The sequence below is a fragment of the Isoptericola sp. NPDC056573 genome (assembly GCF_042793335.1).
Taxonomy (GTDB): domain Bacteria; phylum Actinomycetota; class Actinomycetes; order Actinomycetales; family Cellulomonadaceae; genus Isoptericola.
The window spans coordinates 1-4,409 of sequence record NZ_JBHTUY010000027.1 but is presented as its reverse complement, the minus strand read 5'-3'; the positions used below and the strand labels follow the sequence as shown (position 1 = coordinate 4,409).

At 45.6% G+C, this 4,409-nt stretch carries 4 protein-coding genes; all 4 read right to left on the bottom strand.

Annotated features, from left to right (window positions below; all coding sequences use genetic code 11):
• Positions 1–316: 316 nt before the first annotated feature.
• Positions 317–1,432, bottom strand: a complete 1,116-nt coding sequence (locus tag ACFQ8E_RS21865) for a phage minor capsid protein (protein ID WP_376912106.1) — start codon at positions 1,430–1,432, stop codon at positions 317–319.
• Entirely contained in the window at positions 1,432–2,907 is a 1,476-nt protein-coding gene (locus ACFQ8E_RS21860) for a phage portal protein (protein ID WP_430552643.1), read from the bottom strand. The genes ACFQ8E_RS21865 and ACFQ8E_RS21860 overlap by 1 nt, the downstream gene beginning before the upstream one ends.
• A 48-nt stretch (positions 2,908–2,955) precedes the next feature.
• Complete coding sequence (locus ACFQ8E_RS21855) at positions 2,956–4,239, bottom strand: PBSX family phage terminase large subunit (protein WP_382522951.1); 1,284 nt, start codon at positions 4,237–4,239, stop codon at positions 2,956–2,958.
• Positions 4,229–4,409: hypothetical protein (locus ACFQ8E_RS21850; protein ID WP_430552642.1), on the bottom strand; the 181-nt coding region annotated here is incomplete at its 5' end. The genes ACFQ8E_RS21850 and ACFQ8E_RS21855, both read right to left, overlap by 11 nt.

Sequence of the window (4,409 nt, the reverse complement as noted above, 5' to 3'; positions counted from 1 at the left end):
GATCGGGGTTATTTGCTGCGCCTGCGTTCGGATCGCTCTGTTCAGCGAAGAACTGCAGATTTAGTCTTAAAAGTCTATCTCTCATGTTAAAACCTCCCGAATGGGTAAAATACTTCTGTTTTCTTTAACGCCCACTACAGATAAACGGGCAAGAAAAAAGAGCCTTACGATAGATAAACCGTTGGCTCTTCTTTCTTGTTTGCTTCTTCAATTTTCCGCAGTGCTAAACCCATGTTAAAAACAATGGCTTCCAATTCCTCAACCTTCTTTTCTAGCTTTTCGTGATCTTTTTTCAATACAAACATGCTGCACCGCCTTAATTGTATATTTGCTCGCGCTCTCGTCGCCGTGTACGCCCTGTTTCCTCTAGGAAGGCCCTTAGCCTTGCCTGACCGTCTAAAACCTTCCTGTGTGCCCGTTTCGCGCCAATTTCATCATTCATTTTTTCGAATGTGGCAAGCTCTCTTTTGTTGTTCCTTATATTGCGTTCTAACGCCCTCTGTTTTTGGCTTTCTTTGTATGCTTTTTCGTTCCGCTCTGCATTAACAGGATGATAACGTTGTTCTGAAATGCCTGGAATGTAGGGATACTGAACATGGCCGCAGTTAATACCAAACAATCCGTCCGGTTCGCCCTTACTTGTGCTGGATAGCGCCGGATATTTCGGATCATTGCCGCTCCTGCTGAATATCCTGCCTTGATACGGGGCGCATTTGGGCCGTGCCCCTACGTGTGAGCTGATTTCTACCAAGTCCACGCCGTAACTATCAAACCTTGAGTCCTGCATTTCGTTAGCAACGTTGTTACCCATTGTTCGAATGACCGTATAAGCGTAACCTTCCGCATACCTTCGTTTGCCGTCTGCTGTTATTAATGCCGGTATTCCCTTTTGCGCCCAATCTTGCACGGTGCTTCTCAGGGCTTGTTGTGGCGTTTTTAGTCCACTGATAACCCCTGCGACTGTCTGAGTCAGTATGTCACGATACACTACCTGGCTTTGAGTCAGCATTGTCGAATTGACAAGGTTATAAATATCGGTTGCCTGCCTTGCGAATGCGTCTAGTATCTGCCATATGGCCGGATCTTGTTTGACTGGCAGTGCTGCCATAAGGGGAATACCTTGAGCTATCGCCTTTTGAAGTACCGCCTCATTCGCTTCTATGCCTTCCATGCCAATGTTCTGAAGGATTTCACGGATCTTCTTTTGTGTAAGCTTACTTTTCTTTGATATGGCCCGTATATTCTCCCGTGTGAGTCCGCCGATCTGTTCTAGCTTCAGCGCATACCATTGATTAACGTCCGCTTCCAAGGCTTTTGTATCCTTCGCCAGCAGCGCGCCAATGTTCTCTAATATCTCCGTCTGAATGGACGAATATATCTGAACGATAGGCCAGGACAATTGTTCCGCTTTCTCAGGTGTTACGCGTGCCATCAGACACCGCCGCCGCCAATTTCACTAACATCTGGCAGCTCGGTTGCCGCTTCTTCCTTCGCTTCTTTGATAAGCTCCCGCGCTTTCTCTTCAGGCACTTTGAGAATGTGCATAAGGCCCATATAACGAGGCATCAGCCCGCTGTTAACTAACTTCAGATAGAAGTTGGCGTTGGCATCCCGATCCTCTGCAATAGAGTCGTCAAAGTCAACGGTCACATCATAGTCAGGAGGGACAGTAAACACCTTGTAAAGCTTTGCGATCTCGCAAATAGTGGTAATAATATTTATAATTCCCTCTTCGATCACAGTCTCATGGCTGTTCTTCGTTTGGAATGTCTTGCTGTTCTCACTGACTACCTCAGTAGCCGTTTTTACGCCCTGACCATCAAAAGAGAACACGCCAGGACTAAACCCTATTTGCATTGCGAAAAGATCCAATAGGGATTGAATAGCCTTAACGTGTTCTTCTACTCTCAGCTCAATAGAGTTGTCAACAATCTGTTGCCTGTCTACATCTTCAAAGTTGAAAGCCTCGTATACTTCGTCACTAGCGTCAAAATAACGGTGAAATTCCTCGGTTTCTGCGTTAACAACTGTCCTGATAGCTGAGTGTGGAACAATGATACGCTTTTTACCCAACCTGAATTCACGGTGATAGCTGTCAAAGGCTGTATCCAGGGCTTTTATTGTGTCGATAGCATTCGCATATAGCGAAACACCTAAAGGGCTTTGCAAATCAATGTTATTTGCTATGTTTGGCTTGAAATAAACAAACAAAGGGCGTGAAAGTCCTTCGATAGTCGCTTCCTTGGCTAAATCGGGATAAAGTGTGTCAAGCGCTACCTCTATTCCCAATTCACTGTTATTATCCGATTGGAACAGCTGATTTTTAATGACATATATTTCGCCATCCCATTGATGCCATTCGAGTAGCGTGTACCACTTATTGCCCCTCTTCGACACAGTTAGGAACACACCTTCCGTTATATCGCCGTTTGAATATGCCAATGGGATAAAGCAATCGGCAGTAACATAACTGATCTTTATTCTCTTTTGCCCCGCCCTATCCGTATCAACGTATGCTTTGAGAACCAGGCCACCAAGGGCAAACATGTTTTCCAGGCGATCTTGAAACAGCTTATAGAATTTGTTGTATTTAAAAACGCCTTCTATCTCTTTAGAAAGCTTTTCATTTGAAATATTAATCGCGCATTTTTCGTTAAAGATAAGGCTCGCCATTTCTTTACTGGCTACTTTCGCCATTCCCAACGTAAACATGCGCCGTGTGCGTTTGCCGCCCTCAATGGTTGTAAATTCTACCTTGTGGAATGGTTCGCCGTTGTATTGATCAAGTTCCCCTTTGTACAATGGCAACCACACGTTTTCTATCATCTGATAAAAATCATCATCCACCGGAAGGGCCTGAATGTTTGAAACTGACTTGATATTCTTGATCAGCCCCATTTTCTGCATCACCGCCTTTACTTTTGCAATTAGGCTTTTGAACATTGTGTCACCGCCCTATTTCACATACTCTTTATAAAAATAGTTCACGCTGTATCTGAACTCGTCCATGCTGTGGTTGTTCTCGTCAATCGGCTTGCCGTTGTCGTCTCGACAATATAGCCCGCTTTCCTTGATGAAGTGGTAATGATCGTACTTTTCATCATCCACCAACCGGAACATGTCTTTTGTTATGGTGTTCTGCGCCCGCTCGATACCAACCTCAATACCTTGTGAAGTGCCCCTAATGTCTTTAGCGTTATTGTCCGCCTTGGACGTATCAACGCCTATGAGGTGCAGCTCTTCACGCAATGACTTACAGGCTGGATCGACAAAGAACCTCGTATACCGCATCTGATATTTGTCAGTGCAGTATTTTATGAACTCTTTTATCTCTCTTGCGTAAATACTCATTGCCTTCACTTGTCCGGTTTCAGCGCCTGAATGGTAGTAATGAGCCACGCGATTTAAACGGCGTATCAGTTTCCCTTCTGTGTTCCGGAATGACGTTACGATATTACATGAGACACTTGTCGCGTCAGACTGCCCGCCGTCAGCTGCAAAGTACATTTGTATCGGCTTACCGATCAATGTCCTTTCTGTGTGCGCCTCAAGGTCAAGCATTCCGTATATTACGCCTTGTGGGTTAACCCGCTTCCCTTCCCAATCTCGCTTTAATAGGTACGGGTTCTTCTTCAGCGTGTCGTAAATCTCTTGTTTCCTGTCGTCAGTCAAAATAGGGTTGTCGTGGATCGTCCAATGTTGCCAGCGTGTGTCTTGCACCTCAAACACATCTTTAATGACCGGATGATTCGGGGCCGGTGGGTTCAAGTCTGCCAGGTGATAGCGCATCTTTGCCGCGAACGTCCGCCGGAAGCATTCCTGAATCATATCCATGTGTAGCAGATTGATCTCACAGAACACGACTGAGCCAAGCGACATACCTGTAATAGCTTTAACGCTGTCCGCTTTACCGCCGCCCTTGTAATAGACTTTCTTTGTCCCTGTCGGCGTCTGTACCTCTAAATGATCACCTAAATCATCATGCTTCACTTTGGCAAGGTTGCCGAACTGATGTTTAAGGCCCGTCCCGTCACCGTCAATAAAGAGCCTGTATGCTTGCTCCTGGTTATAGGCAACGACCAAATGGTTTTGATCCGGCGTTAGCGACAAATAAAGAGCATAGCGAAAATGGCCCGCTGTCGTCTTTCCTGACCGTGGCGTGCCTTCGTTTGCTTCTAATGTACGATCAAAAGGTCTTGTTATGATGTCCTGCTGCTTCGGTGAAAACTTAATTTCCATCGTCTCCACCTTTATTCACGGCTTTATACAACTCTGCAACCTGTGCAATAAGGGCAGTGTCGCCTTTATCGCCTTTAAGCAGCTTTGTCCGCTCTTTCGCAAGCTCGGTATCTGCCTTGATCTTGTTTGTCTGCGCCTTCGTCTGATTGTCTTTGATCTCAGACTCTTTG

Excerpts from the sequence above, each read along its gene's own strand:
- ACFQ8E_RS21865 (WP_376912106.1), bottom strand. The coding sequence starts at position 1,432 with ATGGCACGCGTAACACCTGAGAAAGCGGAACAATTGTCCTGGCCTATC.
- ACFQ8E_RS21860 (WP_430552643.1), bottom strand. The coding sequence starts at position 2,907 with ATGCAGAAAATGGGGCTGATCAAGAATATCAAGTCAGTTTCAAACATT.
- ACFQ8E_RS21855 (WP_382522951.1), bottom strand. The coding sequence starts at position 4,239 with ATGGAAATTAAGTTTTCACCGAAGCAGCAGGACATCATAACAAGACCT.